This window comes from Agrobacterium fabrum str. C58 (genome assembly GCF_000092025.1).
GTDB lineage: Bacteria > Pseudomonadota > Alphaproteobacteria > Rhizobiales > Rhizobiaceae > Agrobacterium > Agrobacterium fabrum.
The window spans coordinates 1,993,541-2,014,806 of the sequence record NC_003063.2; the positions used below are offsets into that span (position 1 = coordinate 1,993,541).

The following is a 21,266-nucleotide window of genomic DNA, read 5'->3' on the forward strand; positions in this document are numbered from 1 at the left end:
ATGCGCTCACGATACGACGATCCCGGTTTCCAGCATACAACGACGCCCCTGCCGCGTTTCGGAGGTCCGACCTTTGCACTGAATTTGCGGTTGAAACGGCTGGTCTGGATGATCGTCTGGCGGCTTCTCGCCAGCTGGACGCCGCCGCCGATGCGCCGCTGGCGCAATTTTCTCCTGCGCAGTTTTGGCGCACGCCTGCATGCCACGGCAATGGTGTATTCGAGCGCGATCGTGTGGTGGCCCGGGCACCTCGTCATGGAGCGTCATTCATCTCTCGGACCTGGCGTGATCTGCTACAACGTCGACATGATCACCATCGGCCAATTTGCCTCGGTCTCGCAACGGGCCCATCTGTGCACCGGATCGCATGACGTTCAGGATAGCGCGTTTCCCCTCGTGACGCGGCCGGTGGTGATTGAGGAGGATGCCTGGGTGGCTGCGGAAGCCTTCGTCGGGCCCGGTGTCGTGATCGGCAGGGGGGCCGTGCTCGGCGCGCGCGCCGTCACCGCGAAGTCACTGGAGCCATGGACGATTTATGTCGGCAATCCGGCAAGGGCGGTTGGCTCCCGCCGTCAGGAGGCGGCGGCCTCCAATGCACTCAGCCGATAACCCTCGAGCGTGGCATGGGCAATGGCCGGCCAGGTGAATTTCTCCAGCACAAGCCGGCGGCCGTTTTCGCCCATCGTTCTTGCCCTGGCCGGGTTGCCGAGCATGCTTGCCAACGCCTTCGCAACCTCGGCCGCGTCAACCGAGACGATAAGCCCAGCATCGGCAGAACCGACTTCGGGAAAGTGACACTGGTCGGTGATCACCACAGGCGTGCCGCAGGCGAGCGCTTCTGTTATCGCCATGCTGAAACCTTCCTGTCTGCTTGGCAGGCAGAAGCAGTCGGCATCGACCATGGCTTCGAGCTTCGCCTTGCCGTAAATGGCCCCGACCATGAAAACGCGGTGCCGGATGTTCAGTTTCTTGACCAGATGCATGAAGTGGCCCTCTGCGCCGCCGGGGGGACCTGCGACGACGAGATCAACGTCGACATAGGTTTCACAGATAGCCGCAAAGGCCGAGGCAAGAATGTCGATACCCTTTTTGATGTGCAGGCGTGACAGGAACAGAATGTAACGCCTGCCGTGCGCGAGGGCGATTTTCTGCCTGAAATGTCCGCGGGCCGGCAGGGGGTCGAATTCCTCGGCAAAAACACCGTTTGGTATGATCAGATTCCGTGCCTGAAAATTCAGCGTTTCTACGGCCGCCATCTCATCGACGTTGAGCAGATGCAGGAACGCAGCCTCGTTCAGCATCCTGCGATAGCAGAGCATCAAGGCGATCTTCTTTTTCCACGATCGCTGCCCAAGGCTCCAGTGATCCAGCATGCCGGCCGGGCAAATGCAGTAGGGTACGCCGGCAGCGCGGGCGAGCTTGGACGCATAAAGCAGAAATGGCTCCCACACGCCGTGAATATGCATGAAGGAGGCATCCTTCAGCAGGGCTTTCAGCATGCGCCGTCCCCTGAAGCAGAACAGTGTCTCCAGCCTCCCGGCCGGCGGCAGGAGATGCCAGTGAATATTCTCGAAATGCGGAATGCTGCGGCCGATTTCCTTGACCTGCGCCTCGATGGCGGCGTCGCCATAGCTGACTATATTCACATCCAGACCCAGTCCGGCCTGTGCAGCGGCAAGGCGCATCGCAACGGCCTGCAGCCCGCCATGTTTGGGATCAATCGAAGCGATGACATGGATGATCTTCATATCGTGTTGTTCCCCAGGTATCGCGCCTCTTCCGTCTGGCAAAGACCCACGGATCCCGCCAGATGCGGCCCGGACAGGACAGCAAGAAGCCGCTCGCCATATGACTCCACGGTATGTTCGGCCGCGCGCAGGAGCGCGTTGGCGGACATGCTCCGCATCAGCTCGGGATTGCCGGCAAGCGCACGCACCGCAGTGGCGATAGCCTCGGGATCGCAGACGGGAACGATAAAACCTTCGATGCCATCGCGAACCACACTGCCGGTGTTTTCGGTCGTTATAACCGGCAGGCCCGCTGCCAGCGCTTCATAGACGGCGGTCGCGGACCCCTCGCAGAGCGACGGCAGCAGGAAGACGTCTGCCCACCGAAACTCCTCGGCGATCTGCGAGCGCGGGACGATCCCTCTCAGCTCGACCCATTGTGAAATCTGCTGCTTGACGTCATCGGCTAAGCGAACGCGGCCCGCCATCCGGAAACGGGCGCTACCTTCCATCAACCGGGAGGCTTCCACGACATAGGGCGAACCCTTGCGCAGACCGACTTCGCCCACGGTCAGAACCCTGATTGGCCCCGGCATGCGTGCTGGCCGGTTATTGGCAACCGCGGCATTGACCCCGTAGGGTACGACGACACACCGGTCTTCCGGCCCGCCACAGGCTACGACGTTCTTGCGGACAAACTCCGACGGGCAGACAATGACATCCGCCAGACGCCACTCGGCTTTCTCCCGTTCGGCGAAGAGACGCGCATGCGGATTCTCCTGTACAGGACCTGCCCATGCGGGAAACCGCTTCATTTCCTGATTGAGAAGCATTTCGACGACATCGCGTGGGGCGATCATCTGCTCGACTGCGGTCCACAGCCCCTGCTGTTTTGCCGCCTGCATCTGTTCGAGTGCGTCGCCGCTGAAAGCGTAAAGCCCGGCTGCGCCATGGAAGCCGCGCCGGGCGACCATTTCGGAGAAAATCGACCCGGCCCAGATCGCGTGAGAGGTTTCTTCCACAACGTCTTTCGCGCGCATGTGACGCAGCACGGAACGGAGGCCGAAGTTGGAAAACACCGTCGTCAGCGCTGTTGGCACGCCTTTGGGCAGCCGGCCGGCCAGCCGTTTGACAGGTGCGGGGTAAAGGGTCGCCGGAAACGAATTGACGATCCGGGGCCAGCCTTTCGTAGCGCAAATATCCGTGTAAAAATGCGCAAGGCGGCCAGCGGATGCGAATATCCTCGGCACGGCATAATGCATGCGGGCGCCGAGCTGGCTGACGACGACTTTGTCTTTCATGGCGAAATACCTTGAGCGAGATGTGGCCTGGAAGGCTCGACAGTCTGCAGCCCGGCAATCAGCGCCGCCCAGGCATCTGCCGCCTTTTCTCGGGAATAATCGGTACAAAGCAGCCGCCTTGCCGCATCACCCATGGCTTTCGTGGTATCCGGGTCATCGCAAAGCTCCTCGATGATGCCGGTGAGCTTATCGGTCTCGCCAATTTCGACGTTGCTGCCGCATCTCTTGGCTCTGAGAATGCGGGGTACCTCCCCATCCGGATCGCCGATGAAGATCGTCGGCCTCCCGGCTGCCATGATGCCGTAGAATTTGCTTGGAATGATGCAGTGTTCGAGCTCCGGCAGCAGTGAGACAAGATGCACGTCCGCAACGCTCAGACTTTCAGCAAGGTTCTCAACGGGCTGCAGCGGCTTGAAGATGACGTTCTGAAGACCCAGATCCTGAACGACAGTCTTCACAGCCGCGTGCTGGTGTCCGCCGCCAATCAAAAGGAACCGGATATCCGGCCGGTGCTCGAGACGTTTCGCCGCTGCAAGCATTGTGCCGAAATCATGCGCGCGCCCGAAGTTTCCTGAATAGCCGACGACAAAGACATCCTGCAATCCCCACGCCTTCCGCAGGCTGTTGCCTTCGGGCAAGACAGGATAGATTTCCTCGCCATCCGACCAGTGATGCAGAACGCTGACGCGATCCTTTGCAATGCCTTGCGTGAAGAGGAATTCCGCCATCTTTTCGGTAGGGCAGACGACCATGCCGGGGGATCGCAGAGACCAGTTGCGCGCCCGCGTCAGCCATGGCGCAAGCCACCGTGCGCGTTTCCGGAAAAATCCAAGCTCGATCGCAGTCTCAGGAAAAAGATCCATGATCCAGTTCACCATGAGTGCGCCCTTGAGGCGGATCGCGATGCTGCTCATGACGGAGAGAAGCGGAGGATCGGTGCAGACAATGACCGTATCCGTCGCCCGAACGTTGCGCAGAAGCCAGGCGAATGCCAGCACCTGAAAAAGAAGATAATCAATGCTCCGGCGCATGAGGTTGTGCCGGCCGAAACGACCGCTCGACAGCCGCTGGATATGGATACCCCGAACTGTCTCGGTTGCGGGCAATACGCTGCCAGGATGATTGTGTATTTCGCGACTTGTAACGACAGTCACATTCATTCCGCGCTGCGCCATCGACATGGCGAGCGACGATATCATCCGGCTCGTTGCCGACTGGTCGGGGAAACCGTATCTGTTCAGGAAGATCATCCTCACGCTTTTTCCTTCCTCCAAGTGCGCCGTCTGAAGAAGCATTCTTGGCGAGGTGAAAACGAGCGGCAAGCTGGTCGTAAGGACTAGTGGGCTCACGATACGGAGTGGCAAATACTCCCAAGTTGGCGCCTTACTATCCTTTTGGTAGCCGAAACGCAGATGACGCCCTTATGGGTTAGAAGATCCATAAAATGCCAGCCAATGAATGGCAGGAGGCGGTTGACTTGGATCGCGCGCTGGCTGCGCTGGCATAGCTGGACGTCTGCGATCTTCTGCGGCACGCCATTGCCTGGAACCGAGAATTTCAAGTCGGTTCAGCCAACGGCTGAGGAACGAAGGGGGCGCAAACGCGACTGCTACTTTTTTACCAGCAATCCGCTGCCGCTATCTTGCCGGTACGCGGCCGGTGCCGGTCGCTTCCATTGATGGAGGTTCGGGATCGGGTACGACTGATAATGTGTGTTTGAGACATTTGAGTGCGAAACAGGATCGGGAGTGGCGTACACCCTCGATCTTGTAGAGCTTCCGGCGCAGAAACTGCTCGTAGCCCGCGGTTCCCGCCACGGCCACCTTGATGAGGTAATCATATTCACCTGTTGTCAGATAGGCTTCCAGCACCTCCGGAAGAGCGGCCATCGCTTCCCCGAAGCGTTCCAGAACCTCGTCGTCGTGGCGCTCCAGCATCACCTCGATGATAACAGTTTCGGTCAGTCCGAGCTTGGCCTGATCGAGAATGGCGGTGTAGCCGCGAATGACGCCTTCGTCTTCCAGTCGCTTGACCCGCTGCCAGCAAGGACTGGGCGACAGTCCCACCTTTTCCGAAAGCTCCGCATTGCTCAACCTGCCGTTCTCCAGCAGGGTGCGCAATATCTTGCGGTCAATTCTGTCCAGCGGTTTCGTCATCCCGGTCTCCCCACAATATGTTGCAAAAGATCTGCCGTCACTGCGGCAGCCTGCGAAAGAAATGTTTTCCGACGGGCGGTTTGGCGATGGCATTCAAAAGCACCTTCCGCTGATTTTTAAGTACCGTACAGCAAGGTACAGGCAGCAGGGAGGAGCAGGCGTGGCACCCGTAGAGCAACATCATTTTCCAAGGCCGAGAACGTTGATCCATCCCGGCATTTCCTCGCCGGTGCGCATCAACAGCCTGCACTCGCCATCTGCGCGCCACGTGCGGCTGTTCATTGCGGCGGGCCGCAGTCTTTATGATGGAATCGTGCAGCCGCTTTTCGAAAACGGCATTGAGAATGCCTCGCTCACCATCCTCGGCGGCTATTTCGACATATTGTCCTATTGCGTCGCCCCGCCCGACCCTTCCGGCAAGGCGGTCATTGCCTATACGAAACCCATCGACGCCGGTGCAGCCTGGCTTGTCTTCGGCAATGCTACGCTCGGTCGCAGCATGAAGGGCGAGCCGATCGTTCATTGCCATGCCGCCATGCGCACCGCGGCGGGTGTGGTCAAGGGCGGCCATCTGCTGACTGAATCTTGTATTGTTGGCGAGAGCGGCGTTTCCGCTCTGGTGACCTCACTAGACAGTTTCGTGCTGCAGCAGTCATTCGACCCTGAAACCAACATTCCCATTCTTCAACCCAGGAACCGTACGGGGCGCGCCGATGAGCACGTATAATACTGTAGAAACCGGATCCATGGGGCGTGTCGTCTATGCTCGCATCGCACCCAATGAAGACCTCGTTCTCGGTGTCGAAAAGCTGTGCCTTGCCGAAGGTTTCAGAAATGCCTTTGTGCGCGGCGCGCTGGGCAGTCTGGTTGATGCCTGTCTCGGCACACGCAGCGGCGCGTTCTTGCAGATACGCGGTCCCGCCGTGGAAATCGTCTCCATCGCCGGCGAAGTGCGTGCCCAGCCGGACGGCTCGCTGCGCGCCTCGCTGACCGGTGTCGTCGCCGATACCGAAGGTTCGGTTTATGGCGGTCCCTTCATCGCCGGAGCTAACCCGGTTTGCATGACTTTTGAAGTGACGCTGGAAGAGTGGTTGCCTGCGGAAAAGCCGCAGGCGGCGTGAGTTGTAGTAAGGCAGGCCGGTGAGTTGCGCAGCGCAACTCATGCGGCGCGCCCCTGTCTTTCGGTCAGAAGTAGCTCGAAAGTAACGCAGACCGGGTTTTTGCCGCGTACCAGCCGCCCGCCGCTGATATGTCTGGTGAGATCCACCATCGCAATATCCAGCATTGCTTTGCGGCCTCCGGGAACGGCCTGGCCGATACGGCCCTTGTTTATGAGGATTTCGCTCGCGTAGGCGTTGAGGCTTGTTCCGTCTTCATAATCCGCACCGACCAGGCTGCCAATTCCATTGACTTCGGCTTCTCGCAGGCCAAACTGGGCAGAGACCTCTTCGAGTGCCGTGCATATATCGGTATTGGGCCGCACGGTGCATAAAAGTGCCCGAAGACCCGAACCCTTCTGGCGGCGCTGCTGCGCGATGGGTGTAAAAAGGGGGAAGTTGGTTTCCTCATCCTTTTGCACATCGAGGATCGCTCCATCCAGCGCCAGAGCTTCAAGCGGTGTTTCTACAGCAAATTCGGTCTCGAAAGGCAGCAGATGCCCCATTGAGACAACGCCGTCGGCACTCTTCCATGAACCATGGCAATGCAGAAACGGCGCGCTATCTCGCCGGCCGATATGCAGGCCGGCATCGATGATTGTGCCACCCGGCATGGAAAAGGTTTCGCTATACCATGCGGCATGTGCGTCATCCGGTGCGGCTGCCGGCATGACATAATGCAACCGTTTCAACGGTACGTTTTTCAGTCTGACGTAACCACCTTCGAACCCCAACTCCGCAAAGGCATCGGCAATCGCTTCGTTGGCGCTTACGCCGGAGCGGACCGTCAGAGTAACAGGATAGGCATGGCAGCCGACGGCGCGAAAGCGTTCAGGCGTTATCGGTCCGGGATGGACGATGTGGCGGGGAAGCTCTTGCGTGCCTGTCTCCGTCATACCGCAAGCCCCGCGGTAATGAAGCCCCCATCCACGGCAAGCACCTGTCCGTTGATGTAGCTTGCGTCATCCGACACGAGGAAAGCCACGGCAGAGGCGATCTCGTCCGTCCTGCCATAGCGATGCATCGGAACGCGGCTATGCCATTGGTCGCGAACATTTTCAGTATGAACTGCCTGGGTGAGGGGGGTATCGACCGGACCGGGAGCAATTGCATTGACACGAATGCCTGATTGCCCCAGCTCGTTTGCCATTACCATCGTCAGAAGATTGACGCCGCCTTTCGAAGCGCCATAGGCGCTGCGGCCACGATTTCCACACATGCCGGAAACAGAACTGATATTCACGATCGAGCCGGCAACATCGCGCTCTAGCCAGTAACGTGCGGCAGCGCGCGCTACCGCGAAGCTGCCGACGAGATTGACATCAACGATACGGCGAAATTCTTCGACGCTTGTGTCGACGGACAGCTTGTCGATACCGATGCCGGCGCTGTTGACGACGGCGACCAGATCAACCGCATGATCGGCACCGTTAGCCGTCAGGGCGGCGAAAGCCATCTCTATCGATGCCTCGTCCGCAACATCGCAGACTATGCCGCGCCAGAGATCGATACCGAGTTTTTCGCAGGCTATATCCAGCGCCTCGCGCTTGAGATCCAGCAACCATGGCTGCCAGCCGCGCGCCATCAGGAGCTGCGCAGTGGAGAAACCGATGCCGGATGCACCGCCGGTGATCGCGACGGCCCCTTTTGTCCCTGTTTTCTCATGTGTCATACCGTCTCCTCCCGATTGAATGTCACGCCTGTCAGCCTGTCCGCTTTTCTTCGAAAGCCGGCATCTGACCGCGTTTCTCCAGTTCCTCGCGGATCATTTTCTTGGTGATCTTGCCATAGGCGGATTTCGGCATGGCATCCCAGAACACCACTGATTTCGGCAGCTTGTAGCGGGCCATCTTGCCTTCCAGATAGGCCTTCAGATCGATGGCGGCGATATCCGCGCCCTCGCGGGCCACGCACACGGCCACACCGACCTCGCCCCACACCGCGTCCGGCACACCCAGAACCGCAGTCTCGCTGATATCCGGATGCATGAGGATTTTTTCCTCGATTTCACGCGGATAGATGTTCGAGCCGCCGGAAATATACATGTCGGAGGCGCGCCCGGTGATGTAGAGGAAGCCGTTCTCATCGCGATGGCCGAGATCTCCGGTGCGGAACCAGCCATTGCGGAAGGCTTTGGCATTGGCCTCGGGATTATCGTAATAGCCCGCAAAAACAGCGGGACCGATTACACAGATTTCACCGGTTTCACCGGCGCCAACCTCCTCGGCCGCATCGTTCTGGATCTGCACTTCCATGCCGGTACGGTCGAAGCCGCAGGTGCCGACCCGGGTTTCCGGACCGTCCTCGGCGTTGTGAAAAGAAGGCGGCAGCACGGTGATGTTCCCGGTGACTTCACCCAGCCCAAAATATTGCACCAGCACCGGGCCGAGCTTTGCAAGCGCCCGTTTCTGGTCCGCGCGATACATCGGCGCGCCAGCATAGATGACATAGCGCAGTGAGGAGTGATCGAAACGATCCACAGAGGGGTCTTCGACGAGCATTTTAAGGATGGTCGGTACAGTGAAGGCGTTGGTGATACGCCATTTTTCGATCAGCGCCCAGACGGCGGGCACATCGAGCTTTTCCGCCGCCGGCAGCACGGTTTTCGCGCCATGCGCCACCTGCACCAGCTGGTGAATGCCCGCACCGTGTGAAAGCGGGGCAACGACGATGGAGGCGTCGTCCGGTCCGGTGCCGGGCATCAGATCGCAGAGATGGTTGGTGATGACGAACGCCATCTGGCCATGGGTAAGCACTGCAGCCTTGGGCCGGCCGGTGGTGCCTGAGGTGAAGAAGAACCAACACGGGTCATCCCGATCCACTGCCTGGCTTTTGACTTTGCGCCCCATATGACGGGCCACGATGGCATCGTAATCCTCACCGAACTCAGCCGTGCCGATGGCAATGCTGAAATCGATCGTGCTTGCCTCATGGCTGGCTTTTGCATGATCGGGAAAAGCACTGGCGCAAATCATGCCGCGTGCGCCGCTTGCCTTCGCCAGATAGGCAACTTCATCGGGCGATTGACGGTAATTGGTCGGCACCCACACCGCACCCACGCGGAAGCATGCGAACATGGATTCGAACATCTGGTTGTTGTTGGAGGACTGCACCAGAATGCGATCCCCCTTTCTGACGCCGAATTCAGTCTCCAGCGCATGGGCCATGGCGTCGACGCGGGCTTCCATTTGAGCCCAGCTCCAAGTCTTTTCACCCCAGACGAAACCGATATGGTCCGGGTTGCGGCGTGCCGCCTGCGTCAGGAAATGCGAGAGGTTCATCACCCGCGTGGTGGAGGGCGCAACCCCGCCCGCGGGATGCTGCACGGCACTTTGCATCGTCATTTCACACGCTCCATGATCGAGACGTAATTGGCAACCGCCGTGCCCCCCATGTTGAACACGCCAGCCAGCGAGGAATTGGGAATTTGCATGTCGCCTGCTTCGCCCATCAATTGCATCGCCGCCATGACATGCATGGAAACGCCGGTCGCTCCGACGGGATGACCTTTCGATTTCAATCCACCCGATGGGTTGATTGGCAGGCGTCCGGTCTTCAGTGCCGTTCCATCCTGGACAACGCGATATCCTTCACCGGGCTTAGCAAGCCCCATGGCCTCATATTCGATAAGTTCGGCAATGGTGAAGCAGTCGTGCGTTTCAACGAAAGAGAGGTCGTCGAGCGTTGCGCCGGCAAGTTCCAGCGAGCCGGCCCAGGCGCGGCGCGCGCCTTCGAAGGCCAACGGATCGCGACGGGTCAATGCCATGATGTCGTTGACATGCTTGCGGCCCCGGAAGCCGATGGCGCGGTTGAGTGTGGCTGCCGTTTCTTCGTCGGCCAAAATGATCGCGGCAGCGCCATCAGAAATCAGCGAGCAGTCGGTGCGGCGCAGCGGGCCTGCGACGTAGGGGTTCTTGTCGGAAGCCGTATTGCAGAAATCGAAGCCGAAATCCTTGCGCATATGGGCATAGGGATTGACCGCGCCATTGGCGTGGTTCTTTGCGGCAATCATCGCCAGCTCTTCCGAGCGGTCGCCATAACGTTGAAAATACGCCTGTGCGATGCGGCCGAACTGGCCGGCAAACCCGCCGGGAATATTGGCCTCCTCCGCACGGTAACAGGCGGAGAGCAGGATTTCGCCCACATCTGCGGTCGGCAGCGCCGTCATTTTTTCGGCGCCGACAACGAGTGCGATGCGGCCGCGCCCGGCTTCGATGAAGTCCATGGCGCTGTAGAGGGCGGCCGATCCTGTTGAGCAGGCATTTTCGAAACGCACTGCGGGCGTATAGGCGAGGCGCTCATCTCCCATCGCTACCAGGGCGCCCTGAAAATCCTGTTTCGAGAAGCCATTGTTCATCACGCCGACGAAAATGCCGTCGATATCGCTGACATCGACGCCCGCATGGTCTATGGCCGGCGCCACGACCGAAGCCATCAGTTGCTCGGTATTTTCAAGGGCCGACTTCCCGAAAGGCGAATGCGCCCAGCCGACGATCTGCGCTTTGCTCATTTGCTCGTTCTCCTCGTTTGCCGTTTCGTGTCGCCTTCACCGCGCGTGCGGGCTCGGCTGGCCATCATTTCTGCGATGCGTGTCTCGATGCGGGTTACTTCCTCGCGCAGCAGCGCTGCCAGTTCCGGCTGGCGCTCCGGCCGCATGCGGCTGTCCACAGCGGCAATGCTCAACGCTCCGGCTACCGCGCCATCAGGCGCGCGGATGGCAACGCCAATACCCCAGGAATTGGAAAGGATCAGGCCGGGGTTGAGCGAATAGCCATTGGCTCTCGTCAACTCGACATCACGGCGCAGACCCTCAAGCGTGATGCCGGGATAATTAGCGGCAATCAGCCCGCTATTGGCCGCAATGATACTTTCCACCTCGGCGTCCGGCAGCGCCGCCAGCATGGCGAGCGAACCCGCGCCAATACCCAAGGGGTGTTCGAAACCGGCCTGAAGCGCATGGGTGCGCACCGGCCAGGTGCCTTCTTCGCGGTAAAGGCACAGGGCAAATGTATCACGGCGCACGGAAAGGAAGCTCGAATCCTCCGAGCGGCGGGAAATGCGCGTCAGGCCGTCCTGCGCCATTTGAAGAAGGCCAAACCGGCGCGATGACAGGCTGCCCAGCACATAGGTTTCTTCGCCGAGGTAATAACGCCGCGTTTCCTCATCCTGCTCCACAAGGCCGGCGCGGATCAGAGCCAGCAGCAGGCGGCGGGCTGTGGGCTTGTTCAGTCCGCTTTCTGTCACGATGACCGAAAGCGCCACGCCGCGTTCCGCGTGCCTCCCGACCATGGAGAGCAGCGCCAGAGCCCGGTCCACCGCGCGCGCGCCCGTCAGATCTTTTTCTACCGGGATCGTTGTTGTTGTTGTTGCCATCTTAGGAAAACGCCCCCACCGCACAGCTTTGCCCGCCATCGACCGGCAAACAGACGCCGGTGATGAACTTAGCCTCATCAGATGCGAGAAAAACGGCGGCGCGGGCAATATCAAAGGCATCGCCCATGCGACCCACCGGGACAGCCGCATTGCGCGCCGCCACCATTTCCTCGACAGACGCATATTGATTGCTGATCTGCTTGTAGATCAGTGGGGTGTCGATCATTCCCGGAAGAATGCAATTGGCGCGAATGCCCTGCCGGGCATATTGCATGGCCAGCGCCACAGTCGCCTGATTTACAGCTGCCTTCATGGCGTAATAGGCAAAATATGGATAGCCGGTCCAGCGAATGGAGGCGAGCGACGAGATATTGACAATGGCCCCGCCGCCCTGCGCCAACATCACCGGCAACACAGCCTTGGAGGTGCGATAAACGGAGCCGATATTGAGATCGACCGAGGCGCGAAAGCTTTCCTCATCCAGCTCAACCGGCCCGCCCATATGGGTCACGCCGACATTATTGTGCAGAATATCGATGCCACCAAAGGCCTCGCAGGTGCGGTCAACGGTGGCCGATACGGACTGTAGTTCAGTGACATCGGCGGCAGCCGCAATCGCCTCCAAGCCTTCTCCGCGAATGATCTCAGCCGTCTCTTCGGCTGCGTCAGCGCAGAGATCGACACAGGCTACGCGCGCGCCTTCGCGGGCAAATTGCACGGCCGCAGCCTTGCCGTTGCCAAATCCCGGCCCCGATGATCCTGCGCCAAACACAAGCGCGCGTTTTCCCGTCAGGCGACCTGTCAAAGCAGTCTCCATTCCAATCGTCAGACATAGTCGGGTTGGCCCCGCTACGGGCGGGGCCAGCTATTCAACGGGCCGGTCAGGTCAGGCTTGCACCAACGGCCTTTTCAAGTATGGCCCAGGCTTCATCGCCGTATTTGCCTTTCCACTCGGAATAGAAGCCTGCCTCTTTCAGCGCGGCGCGGAAGAGTGTCGCATCCGTGTCGTTGAAGGTCATGCCCTTGGAAATCAGATCTTCCTTGACCGAGGCATTGAGCTTCGCCACATCGGCGCGTTCATCCTTGCCGGACTGGTTGAGGTTTTTGGCGACGATGGCGCGCAGGTCGTCCGGTAAACGCTCCCAGGCCCGCTTGTTGGCGAGGAACCAGAACCCGTCCCACATATGATTGGTGACCGAGCAGAATTTCTGCACTTCGAACAGCTTTGCGGTGGAAATGATCGCCAGCGGGTTTTCCTGGCCATCGACCACACCGGTCTGCAGTGCAGTATAGACCTCGGCGAAATTGATCGAGGCAGGGGCAGACTTGAACGCCTTGAACATAGAGGTCCAGAGCGGGCTCACTGGCACGCGGATCTTGAAGCTTTCGAGATCGGCCGGCGTGGCGATGGGCTTGGAAGCGCTGGTGATCTGGCGGAAGCCGTTGTCCCAGATTGTGTCCATGGCAACGAGATTTTGCTTGGCAATTTCGCCACGGACATATTTACCGAGATCGCCATCCATGGCCGCCCATACGGACTCGTAGTTCGGGAAGGCGAAACCGATGCCGCTGATGGAGGCGTTCGGTATCAGCGTCGAGAGGATCAGCGGCGAAAGCGTGAAGAATTCAACGCCTCCAGAGCGCACCTGGCTCAAAACGTCTGTGTCGGCACCCAACTGGCTGCTGGGGAAGATGCTGATATTGACCTGCCCGTCGGTCTCCTTGGCGATGCGCTCGGCGGCCTCCTTGGCGCGAATGTTCATCGGGTGCGCCGCAGGCAGATTATTGGCATATTTATAATTGTATTGGGCAGCGTGGGCGCGCGACACGAAGGCGGTGGCCAGTACGGCGGAACCGGCGCCGGCGAGTATGCTACGTCTGTTGATATTCATTGCTTTCTCCTCCCAAAATAAAGCAGGTATCATTCATCGGCGTGGCGGGCGTACCGGCCACGGTCTCAGAGCAGAATGGTCGAAAATCCGGGGATTGCTGCAATCAGCAGCAGGCCGATGATCATGGCTGCGAGATAGGGCCAGATGGCACCCATGGCTTCGTCCGGCGACACGTTGCCGATCTTGCAGGCGATGTAAAAGCCGATACCGATGGGCGGCGCCATCAGGCCGATATTCATGGCGACCACCACGACCATCGAATAATGGATGTCATTGATGCCAAGCGTGCGGGCGATCGGAAACATGATCGGCGCGAGCAGAACGATTGCTGGCAGTCCTTCCAGGACGCAGCCCAGGATCATGAAAATCAGGATCGACACGACCATGTAGGTCATCCAGCCGCCCGGAAGATCGGTAATCATCGCGGTAAGCTGGAAAGCAAAGCCGCTCTGCGTCAGCCCCCAGGCCATAGCCGATGCACAGCCGAGGATCAGCAGGATCGCCCCTGAAAGGGCTGCCGTCTCGACCAGCATCGAATAAAGCTTCCTGAGGCTGATGCCGCCATAAAGCACCGCGCCGACGATCATGGCGTAGAGCACAGCAATAGTGGATACTTCGGTTGCCGTGGCGACACCGCCGCCCACCAGGCTGCGGATGAGGAAGGGCAGAACGAGCGCCGGTGCGGCAATCAGGGCTGCCTTGCCGACCTGCGGCCATGGCGTGCGCTTTGCGCCTTCCATGTTTTCATCCCGCGCCTTCCAGCGGGCCAGAACGGCCAGCACCAGAAGCAGTACCATTGCAATCATGAAACCGGAGGTGAAGAGGCCGGCAATAGACACACCTGCCGCCGAACCCAGAACGATCAGCACGATTGAGGGCGGAACCGTATCGGCCATGGCGGCGCCGGTGGCCAAAAGCGCGATCATTTCCTTGGGTTTGTGGCCACGGCGCTTCATTTCCGGAAACAGCGCCGGTGCGACGGTTGCCATATCAGAAACCTTGGAGCCGGAAATGCCGGAGACAAGAAACAGAGAACCGAGCAGAACATAGGACATGCCCGCGCGAATATGGCCAAACATCGACGACAGAAGCTCGACAATCGCCTTACCCATGCCGGTAGCATCGAGCACGCAGCCCAGCAGCACAAAGACTGGCACTGACAGCAGAATGATGCCGGACATGCCCTCATCCATGCGCCCGATCATCACAATGGTCGGAACCCAGGTGGTGAAGGTCAGGTAGGCTAGCGTTCCAAGGCCGAAGCAGAAGGCAATCGGAACACCCAGCACCAGAAATACCGCAACGAACAGGCCGAGGAAAATCGCCAGATTTAAATTGCCGAGGGATTCCAGCATCGGCGATGCCAGATAGAGCAGGCCGGCGGCGACCGCGACCGTTACAAAGGCCGCAATGATATCGCGCAGATTTTCTCGCCGGAAGAGATTGTTGAGCACCAAAAGCAGCATAAGACAGGCGCCGACCGGCAGTGCCGCAGCGCGAAACGACATCGGAATATTCAGCGCCGCAGACGTGACCACCCATTCCTCGATGGCGTATTCCATTGCGGGCTTGATAATTGCTGCAAGAAATGTCGCCACCAGCACCAGTGCCAAGGAATTGATGTAGCCCAGAACACGTTGGGGGAACATGTTGAGAAACAGCGTGAGGCGCAGGTGTTCACTGCGATCGATGGCGATTGCAGCGCCCAGCATGGCAAACCACAGAAAGCACAAGGACGCCGTTTCATCGATCCAGACAATCGGCAGATGCAGGGCATAACGCGACGTCACACCCAGCAGAAGCAGGCCAATCATCATCGCCAGCAGCACCGCCGCCACTGCCTCGATAGGGCGCATGAACCACGAGCCTGTTACCGGTGCGGTGTGCAAAAGTTCGCCATCGAGTACAAATACGTCGTCATTCGCGTTTGCGGTCATGGTCATCGGGGCCTCCTCTCCCACAGAACAACCTTCGCAACAAAGGTGTCGGCAAAACAGGATGTCCGTGCCACGACCGCGACATCAGGATAGCTATTGTTGCCAGACTGGCCAGACCCTCCAGAAGTCTGAATGTATAGGGGTATTGCCTCCACAATATGGACCCTTACAAAACCATGTATCCGAGATACACAGGATGTTTAACGAAATCAACAGTAAATAGACGGATTTATGCAGTTAAGTCGTGCGCGTTTAAGGTCCATATAGTGGATCATGATTGATAAAGTCTCGATTTCTCATGGTGACCTTGCATCGCGGCACCTCATTCAAAGGCCAGTCAATGAAAATTTTACTGGCCGACTGGGGCAGGTCGGCATACACCCGGTACGCCTGCGTCGCGCTTTTCCGACCATCTCGGCGGTGAGATGGGCGTGTCACTTTATCGCCAAGGCCTCTTTGAGCAATTCGGCCTGCATGCTCATCTAGGCATTCATCTTCTTCGGTCGCCGGTTCTCGTTCTTCGAGAGCCTTTATCTGGCTGATCATCGCCGCATCCATGCCGCTATATTTGGCTCGCCACTTGTAAAAAGACGCTGTGCTCATTCTGCTCCGGGGCCAAAGATTGGATCGACGGTATCTGCCGAGGGCCAGAGCCAACGCGCAAGGCAGAATGTCATTTTTGAGCTTGGCAATTTTGCGGGAAAGCTGGGAAGAGGGCGGGTCTGCCTATTTCGGAAGTGTAATGTCGAAATTCCATCTGATCTCTTTGGCATCGTCTATACGGAAATGGACGCTGCCGAAGGCTGGAAACAAGCCCTAGTCAAGGAGCTGAGGGCCGCAAAGATTCCTTTTGATGCAACCGGATGGGGGAGTAAATGGGTCTTTAATCCGGGCGAAAGATATGCTGAGGCTGATTGCCCATACCCATCGTGACGAGGTTCGCTCTGCCTGCATTAGCGTGCGATGGCTGGCGGGCCGACGCGAGATGCTGGAATGGTGGAGCGACTACCTCGACAACGCCGAGGCTGGCAACAAGGTGAATCTGACCGTGGTGCACGGGGAAGCGGCATGATCTCGCGGAAACCTGTGCTTCGTCGCTGCTACGAGATGGCGACCATCGAATAATTCGGCGTGCCTTGCCAGATCAGATTCCAGGACGCGCCGGGCCGAACGTTCTGGACGGCCCCGGGGTCGAAACAAACCAGGCAGTTTCCGCCTGGCGCACGGACTGAGGGATAGATGAGGCCGCGGCTCCCATCCCTTCGCAACCGTGCGGCCAGCTCCTGTCCCTCGATGTAGCCGACTTCTGGGTCTGGGTTGAGCGCGACGCGTTCGGGTTCATCCGTCAGATCGTCGAATTCTCCGATGAAGTCGGAGATCAGTTCGACATAACGGGCGCTGTCGTGGAACGAGCCGGTGAAACGGAGTTCACGGGTTCTGTGCCAAGCGACCTCCGCGACCGATACCATTACGTCCCAGGCGCAATACCAGGCACCGCGATCTTCGGAGTTGAAGCGGTTGCCGCCTACCCGCGTATAGGTGAAGGCCGCATTTACGTGCGTGTCGCCATAGATCCTGAGATCACGGTTGCGCCGCCGCCAAGCGAGCTCTCGCGGATCGAGATGCGGATTGCGGCCGCGCTCGGCGAGCAACCGGGCGCTGGTCAACCCCTCAATCTCGGCAAGAGTTTCTAGTTCCTCGTCGCTGTCGACCAGACCGCGAAGCGCCGGCGGCTTGTGGTAGGTTGCGGGTAGCAGGCGGATCAATCCTCGAACCGACAGTTCGGTTCTCCTCATGCGCCACCCCGCAGCGCGTCGAGATAGGTTCGAATCGCTAGAATTTGGGGGAGGCCGCCATCGATGGCGATGTCGACCGGCCGCGCGCCGCTGAAGAGCGGGCCCATGTTCGGGCGTGTGAACCAGCTTCTGGAGAGTTGCTCCGAGAAGTAGAGTTCGAGCGACTTATAGATCCCGATCACGGCACTGAGGCGCAGCAACTGATCCTTCGTCAATTCGCCGGTAAACCCCGGTTTGCGCGCACGCTTCCATGTACTCTCCGACATGTCGGCGAGGCCCGCTGCTTCCCTGAGGCTCAGTGACCATGCATCGGTGACCTTGGCATAGGCCTTGAGTGCAACGGCATTGAGTTCCGCGGGTTTGTGGGGCTTGACGGCGATTTGCATAGTGGCCTCCTGATGCTCGTAATATAGGCCATATGATCTTAAAGTAAAGTTCATATGGTCCGATATTTGATTTTGAAGTGGCTCCCACCGCAAGAGCCTTTGCTCTTGCTTCGATCATTTGCGTCTTGGACAAGACGGCAACGCGCGCGTGCTCGCGCCGGGATGGGGTGGCGATACGAAGGCTGTAGATCAGTGGCTACACTGCCAAGCTATGCATTCAGCATGATGCTGTAGACGACGGCGCTGGCCTTTGAACGAGGCATGCCGCATGCCGCAGCTTTGCTTGATGCCTCCAGCACGATGCAAGGTTGCGCCTGGCGGGAGCAGTTTGTATTGCACTTTGAACCTCAGGTGTTGAAAAGGCAGTAGATTCAATCTGTCCCTGACGTGAATGTAAGTAGTGTTCAGATCCTGGCTGACGCTCTCGATGATGAGGGTGTGAGCGTGTCTGCGCTGCTGGCGCGATACTTTTCTGGTCCAGTGACTGCATCAAAATCCTGGATATTGATGGCCGTTTTCTTTTTTATGTCCGAAGGCGGAAAGCCTGTTATGGAAGTCGATGACTTCGATGTCCTGAGGGATGCCCATGGCCTGATTTCTGGGAAGGCGAGGGCAACGCGGCAGCGCGCAATACGATCGAGACAGCTGCAGCAGGACGGTCGGCCCGTTTCACGGGCGCCGCCAACACTGCGCGAGGTAATGCGCGCTTCTGGGATGTCCAGGTTCAGCCGATGCTCGACTACGACACCTGCTGATCGCTGAGCCAGAACTCTCCTGCGATGATCCCAACACTCCCGTTTGCCGGCAGTGAATCACAACAAAATAATGTAATCAATTGATTGGGTTTGGAGCCTAAGGCAGGGCATCTGCGTCTAGGCCATATAGCGAGCCACAGATACGAAGGAACTCGCCACAAGCTCAATTACCAAATCTTTAGTTGTGCGCCTGCTCGCGAATACCTAGCTTAATGACGAGGCCGTATCGGATTTGAAATTAGAGACGGGAACCACATCCCGTCTCGCGTTTCATTCCGGAAAGACCCTTTCTCCAAGGTCGAGATCTCCGTCATGAGTTTTCAATACCATAGAACCATTCACTTTCACCTTCATCATTTCCCTGCCTGAGGCATGTAACGATGCGTGCCGCACTTGATTTCGCACCCGGCGCACCCGGCATTGACGCACGCTGGACGTCGAGCGCCAAGAATGGCGTGGGAACCGCGCTGTCGAACACCTCACCAATCTGGTTCACGCTCAGCCACGGCATCCTCAACGAGGTCTATTACCCGAGGATCGATAGTGCCTGCATCCGCGATCTCGGTCTTGTGGTCACCAGAGATGACGGATACTTTTCAGAAGAGAAACGGGACTGCACCTCCCTTACCCAACCTTTCGAGAGTGGAATTCCCGCGTTCCACGTCACCAATACGGCGACAGATGGAGCCTATCGGATTGAAAAACAGGTCATCACCGATCCGGCGCGGGCCTGTGTTCTTCTGCATGTGTCCTTCTCGCCCTTGAAGGGAAAGATGGGGGATTACCGTGTAAGCGTTCTTCTGGCGCCGCATCTAGTCAATGCCGGTAATCTCAACTCCGCCTGGATAGGGGATTATGAAGGGCGTCGGGTCTTGTTTGCGGTCGGCCGCTCACGATATCTCGCTCTGGTCTGCGACGGTCCCTGGCGCGCCGCAAGTGCGGGATTTGTTGGCGTCTCCGATGGCTGGCAACAATTGCGCCGGCACGGACGCCTCATTGAGGAATTCCAGCGGGCGGATGACGGCAATGTTTCGCTGGCTGCGGAAATCGATTTTAGCGATGCCCATGACACCGCGACGTTGGCGCTCGGTTTCGGCCAGACCGAATATGAAGCTGCATCCTGTGCTGTCGCAAGTCTGAAGTCCGGCTTCAGACGCGCACACGATGCCTATATCGCCAACTGGCGTGGCTGGCAGGACAGTCTTTGCCCCCTCGACCGCGATACCCATCACGGCGTCAATTCCTATCGCGTCTCGACCGCCGTGCTTGCCGCGCATCGTGCCGCTGACCGGCCTGGAGCCGTCGTGGCGAGCCTGTCGATCCCGTGGGGAGCCTCCAAGGGCGATGACGATCTTGGCGGATATCATTTGATATGGCCGCGGGATCTGGTGGAAGCCGCCGGCGGGTTTCTAGCGGCCGGTGATCACGATGAGGCTTTGGCCATCCTTGATTATCTGCGCCAGGTGCAGCAACCCTCGGGGCGGTGGCCGCAAAATCTCTGGCTGGATGGCAAGCCCTATTGGCCGGGCGTTCAGATGGACGAATGCGCCTTTCCGATCCTGCTTGCGGATATGCTGCATCGGCACGGCCACCTCGACCACGCCGCAAGGGCGGATTACATGCCAATGATCCGCAGCGCTGCGGCTTATATTCTGGCAAACGGCCCGACGACCGGCGAGGACAGGTGGGAGGAAGATGCAGGCTACAGCCCGTTTACGCTTGCCGTCGAGATCGCCGCGCTGCTTGCCGCTGCTGATCTGTTGGATATGGAGGGCGATGCGGCCGAAGCCACGCATCTGCGGCAGACAGCCGATTGCTGGAATGAGCAGATCGAAAGGTGGACGTTTGCCGGTGACCAGACCATGTGCGCGCAGCTTGGTATTTCGGGCCATTATGTTCGCATCGCTTCTCCCGGTACCACCGATGCCGTTCAGCTCTCGGGCATGACGCCTATACTCAACCAGACACCGGATCGCGCTTTCCTGCCAACAAGCGATGTCATCAGCCCTGATGCACTTGCGCTGGTCCGCTTCGGCCTGCGCGCACCGGACGATCCCCACATTCTCGCAACCGTCAAGGCGATCGATCATTGCCTGCGCGCCGAGCTGCCGCAGGGGCCGGTCTGGTACAGGTACACGGGCGACGGGTATGGTGAGCACGCTGATGGAACAGCATTTGACGGCACGGGTCAGGGCAGGCCATGGCCCCTTCTGACCGGCGAGCGCGCCCATTACGAACTTGCTGCGGGCAGACGCGGGGCGGCGGAAGCTTTGCTGACCACAATGGAAAAATCGGCGGGGCAGAGCGGCCTTTTCCCCGAGCAGGTCTGGGATCAACCCGATCTTCCCGACAGGGAGCTGTTTTATGGCTCCCCGTCGGGCAGCGCGATGCCGCTGGTCTGGGCGCATGCAGAACATATCAAGCTTCTGCGTTCGCTTGCCGATGGCTCCGTTTTCGACATGCCGCCGCAGGGTGTGGAGCGCTACATCCGCAACAAGACACCGTCGCATCTTCGAATCTGGTGCTTCAACAACACGATATCAGCCATGCCCACCGGCAAGGTTCTGCGGCTTGAACTGGCGGATAATGCCATCGTGCACTGGAGCGCCGACAGCTGGGCGACGAGCACAGATACAAATACGACGGCCTCCGGTCTCGGCACGCATTTTGCGGACTTGCCCGTGCAGGAACTGGCGGCCGGCGGCACGGTAGTTTTCACCTTCTACTGGCGAGATGCTGGAGTGTGGGAAAACGAGGACTTTACCGTTCGCCTGGGCGAATGAACG

20 protein-coding genes and 1 pseudogene are annotated in these 21,266 nt (G+C 58.9%); 6 read left to right on the top strand and 15 right to left on the bottom strand.

Annotated elements, in window-relative coordinates; all coding sequences use genetic code 11:
* Window positions 1-609, top strand: a complete 609-nt coding sequence (locus ATU_RS22600; RefSeq protein WP_010974186.1) for an LbetaH domain-containing protein — start codon at window positions 1-3, stop codon at window positions 607-609.
* Here the strand turns inward: ATU_RS22600 and ATU_RS22605 are convergent.
* The 4 genes from ATU_RS22605 to ATU_RS22620 form a co-directional block, all read right to left on the bottom strand.
* Complete coding sequence (locus ATU_RS22605) at window positions 573-1,748, bottom strand: glycosyltransferase (protein WP_010974187.1); 1,176 nt, start codon at window positions 1,746-1,748, stop codon at window positions 573-575. The genes ATU_RS22600 and ATU_RS22605 overlap by 37 nt on opposite strands.
* Entirely contained in the window at window positions 1,745-3,028 is a 1,284-nt protein-coding gene (locus ATU_RS22610; protein WP_010974188.1) for a glycosyltransferase family 4 protein, read from the bottom strand. The genes ATU_RS22605 and ATU_RS22610 overlap by 4 nt, the downstream gene beginning before the upstream one ends.
* A complete protein-coding gene (locus tag ATU_RS22615; protein WP_010974189.1) occupies window positions 3,025-4,278 on the bottom strand; it encodes a glycosyltransferase family 4 protein in 1,254 nt (417 codons plus the stop codon). Before ATU_RS22615 ends, ATU_RS22610 begins: the two co-directional genes overlap by 4 nt.
* Window positions 4,279-4,665: 387 nt before the next feature.
* Complete coding sequence (locus ATU_RS22620) at window positions 4,666-5,184, bottom strand: Lrp/AsnC family transcriptional regulator (protein WP_010974190.1); 519 nt, start codon at window positions 5,182-5,184, stop codon at window positions 4,666-4,668.
* A gap of 160 nt (window positions 5,185-5,344) precedes the next feature.
* Here ATU_RS22620 and ATU_RS22625 point away from each other — a divergent pair, with 160 nt between their 5' ends.
* The gene (locus tag ATU_RS22625) at window positions 5,345-5,911 is read left to right on the top strand and encodes a PPC domain-containing DNA-binding protein (protein ID WP_035257148.1); all 567 of its coding nucleotides are present in this window, start codon (window positions 5,345-5,347) and stop codon (window positions 5,909-5,911) included.
* Entirely contained in the window at window positions 5,898-6,305 is a 408-nt protein-coding gene (locus tag ATU_RS22630) for a PPC domain-containing DNA-binding protein (protein WP_035257145.1), read from the top strand. Before ATU_RS22625 ends, ATU_RS22630 begins: the two co-directional genes overlap by 14 nt.
* Before the next feature lie 38 nt (window positions 6,306-6,343).
* Here the strand turns inward: ATU_RS22630 and ATU_RS22635 are convergent, their stop codons facing one another.
* From ATU_RS22635 to ATU_RS22675, 9 genes and pseudogenes are all read right to left on the bottom strand, one after another.
* Window positions 6,344-7,237, bottom strand: coding sequence for a PPC domain-containing DNA-binding protein (locus ATU_RS22635; protein WP_010974193.1), 894 nt, complete (start codon window positions 7,235-7,237; stop codon window positions 6,344-6,346).
* Window positions 7,234-8,013 (bottom strand): SDR family NAD(P)-dependent oxidoreductase, encoded by a 780-nt coding sequence (locus ATU_RS22640; protein ID WP_010974194.1) that lies wholly within the window; start codon window positions 8,011-8,013, stop codon window positions 7,234-7,236. Before ATU_RS22640 ends, ATU_RS22635 begins: the two co-directional genes overlap by 4 nt.
* A 31-nt stretch (window positions 8,014-8,044) precedes the next feature.
* Window positions 8,045-9,685, bottom strand: coding sequence for an acyl-CoA synthetase (locus ATU_RS22645; protein WP_010974195.1), 1,641 nt, complete (start codon window positions 9,683-9,685; stop codon window positions 8,045-8,047).
* Window positions 9,682-10,851 (bottom strand): acetyl-CoA acetyltransferase, encoded by a 1,170-nt coding sequence (locus ATU_RS22650; protein ID WP_010974196.1) that lies wholly within the window; start codon window positions 10,849-10,851, stop codon window positions 9,682-9,684. Before ATU_RS22650 ends, ATU_RS22645 begins: the two co-directional genes overlap by 4 nt.
* Window positions 10,848-11,714 carry an IclR family transcriptional regulator gene (locus tag ATU_RS22655; protein WP_010974197.1) on the bottom strand — a complete coding sequence of 289 codons (867 nt, stop codon included), beginning with the start codon at window positions 11,712-11,714 and terminating at the stop codon, window positions 10,848-10,850. The genes ATU_RS22650 and ATU_RS22655 overlap by 4 nt, the downstream gene beginning before the upstream one ends.
* Window position 11,715: 1 nt before the next feature.
* A complete protein-coding gene (locus ATU_RS22660) occupies window positions 11,716-12,519 on the bottom strand; it encodes an SDR family NAD(P)-dependent oxidoreductase (RefSeq protein ID WP_035257141.1) in 804 nt (267 codons plus the stop codon).
* 76 nt (window positions 12,520-12,595) lie between these two features.
* On the bottom strand, window positions 12,596-13,606 hold the full coding sequence (locus tag ATU_RS22665) for a TRAP transporter substrate-binding protein (protein WP_010974199.1): 1,011 nt from the start codon (window positions 13,604-13,606) through the stop codon (window positions 12,596-12,598).
* Window positions 13,607-13,671: 65 nt separating this feature from the next.
* Window positions 13,672-15,549, bottom strand: coding sequence for a TRAP transporter large permease (locus tag ATU_RS22670; protein WP_010974200.1), 1,878 nt, complete (start codon window positions 15,547-15,549; stop codon window positions 13,672-13,674).
* A gap of 405 nt (window positions 15,550-15,954) precedes the next feature.
* Window positions 15,955-16,146 (bottom strand): annotated as a pseudogene (locus ATU_RS22675) (transposase); the annotation flags it as partial.
* Window positions 16,147-16,164: 18 nt separating this feature from the next.
* Between ATU_RS22675 and ATU_RS22680 the strand changes: the two are divergent.
* Together ATU_RS22680 and ATU_RS22685 are read left to right on the top strand one after the other, a co-directional pair.
* A complete protein-coding gene (locus tag ATU_RS22680; protein ID WP_258114828.1) occupies window positions 16,165-16,476 on the top strand; it encodes a TIR domain-containing protein in 312 nt (103 codons plus the stop codon).
* Window positions 16,445-16,615 carry a hypothetical protein gene (locus ATU_RS22685; RefSeq protein ID WP_155276038.1) on the top strand — a complete coding sequence of 57 codons (171 nt, stop codon included), beginning with the start codon at window positions 16,445-16,447 and terminating at the stop codon, window positions 16,613-16,615. The genes ATU_RS22680 and ATU_RS22685 overlap by 32 nt, the downstream gene beginning before the upstream one ends.
* Before the next feature lie 28 nt (window positions 16,616-16,643).
* On the opposite strand, the gene ATU_RS22690 is transcribed toward ATU_RS22685, so the two are convergent.
* Complete coding sequence (locus tag ATU_RS22690) at window positions 16,644-17,339, bottom strand: RES family NAD+ phosphorylase (RefSeq protein WP_010974201.1); 696 nt, start codon at window positions 17,337-17,339, stop codon at window positions 16,644-16,646.
* Window positions 17,336-17,725, bottom strand: a complete 390-nt coding sequence (locus ATU_RS22695) for an MbcA/ParS/Xre antitoxin family protein (protein WP_010974202.1) — start codon at window positions 17,723-17,725, stop codon at window positions 17,336-17,338. Before ATU_RS22695 ends, ATU_RS22690 begins: the two co-directional genes overlap by 4 nt.
* A 1,135-nt stretch (window positions 17,726-18,860) precedes the next feature.
* On the opposite strand from ATU_RS22695, the gene ATU_RS22700 reads away from it, so the two are divergent.
* A complete protein-coding gene (locus ATU_RS22700) occupies window positions 18,861-21,263 on the top strand; it encodes a glucan 1,4-alpha-glucosidase (protein ID WP_010974204.1) in 2,403 nt (800 codons plus the stop codon).
* Window positions 21,264-21,266 lie beyond the last annotated feature (3 nt).